Genomic DNA, 1,535 nt, shown 5'->3' with positions numbered 1-1,535 from the left:
TCTGTTGAATTCGGAACTAAGAAGAGAAGTATGAACTTGTCGCTGCTGCCCTCAGCACGCTGCGCCAAACGCAACAATCGTTATACAAACCCGTTAGCAAACATTAAAACGAAATATTAGCAACAAAAATTAATTACAATGAAACAAATTTACGTTTTAACAACTATTTTATTACTCACCTGCATTAATCTTATTGCTCAAACTACTGATGTTGTAACTGGTTTAAGTATTCCTCAAGGAATGGTACTAAATGGTAATGACCTTTATATTGCAGAAGTAACTGGAAGTAAAATTTCTAAAATTGACATTACAGATGCCACACCAACAGCTATTGATGTTGTAACTGGTTTAAATAAACCTAGACAATTATTACTAAATGGAAATGACCTTTATATTGCAGAAGAAGGTGGAAATAAAATTTCTAAAATTGACATTACAGATGCTACACCAATAGCTATTGATGTTGTAACTGATTTAAGTAATCCTCAAGGAATGGTACTAAATGGAAATGACCTTTATATTGCAGAATCAACTGGAAGTAAAATTTCTAAAATTGACATTACAGATGCTATACCAACAGCTATTGATGTTGTAACTGATTTAAGTAATCCTAGACAATTAGTACTAAGTGGAAATGACCTTTATATTGCAGAATTAACTGGAAATAAAATTTCTAAAATTGACATTACAGATACTACACCAACTACTACAGATGTAGTAACAGCTAATTTTCCAAATTTTATTATGCTAGCTGGAAACGAAATTTATATTGCAGAAGAAGGTGCAAGCAAAATTTCTAAATTTGATATTACAGACACTACTCCTACCACTACAGATATTGTAACTAATTTAGGTATCCCAGCAGGAATTGCATTAAAAGACAATACTCTTTACATTTCATTAATTTTACAAAATAAAATTGTGAGCACTCAAATTACACTTTCTTTAAATGAAAATTTGTTTACTGAAAAAATAAGAATGTTTCCAAACCCTTCATCTGATTTTATTCAATTTTCTGGATTAACAAAAAAAGTAAATTATAAAATTTTTAATACCCAAGGTTCTATAATTCAAAATGGAACTACCTCGAATCAAGAAGAAATTGACATTAGAAGTCTGACAAATGGATTGTATTTTTTGAAATTTGATAGCGGAAACACATTAAAGTTTTTAAAAGAATAAAAAACGTTTGCTAACAAAGCATCAATAATCATAGCTTTTCCATAATTTCAGAATGTTTAGTACTTAAAATTCACTATTTTAGTCATCGGAACAATACGTAATGCTTGTCCTTCTGAGTCTCACGCAGCTCCGAATAATCGGAACTAAATAGAGAATTGAAAAGGTGTCGCCGCTTCAAGCCGCACACTGCGCCAAGCGCTACAATTATTATACAAACCCGTTGCCATCAATCGCTCGGATTCTGATTCTTACGAATCGAATCCGAACAGCTTTCTGCTAAGAAACAAGTCGGTCATTCTTACGTCCTTCTGACTGAAAGTTTTATTTAAACCTTTCAATTTATAAAAAATTAA

General features: G+C 31.4%; 1 protein-coding gene. It reads left to right on the top strand.

What is annotated here, in order from left to right; genetic code table 11:
- Positions 1-138: 138 nt before the first annotated feature.
- Entirely contained in the window at positions 139-1,182 is a 1,044-nt protein-coding gene (locus BLQ00_RS17360; protein WP_093145585.1) for a T9SS type A sorting domain-containing protein, read from the top strand.
- Positions 1,183-1,535: the final 353 nt, after the last annotated feature.

The organism is Ulvibacter litoralis, assembly GCF_900102055.1.
Lineage (GTDB): Bacteria > Bacteroidota > Bacteroidia > Flavobacteriales > Flavobacteriaceae > Ulvibacter > Ulvibacter litoralis.
This window is presented reverse-complemented; position numbering and strand designations above follow the sequence as displayed.

Excerpts from the sequence above, each read along its gene's own strand:
- BLQ00_RS17360 (WP_093145585.1), top strand. The coding sequence starts at position 139 with ATGAAACAAATTTACGTTTTAACAACTATTTTATTACTCACCTGCATT.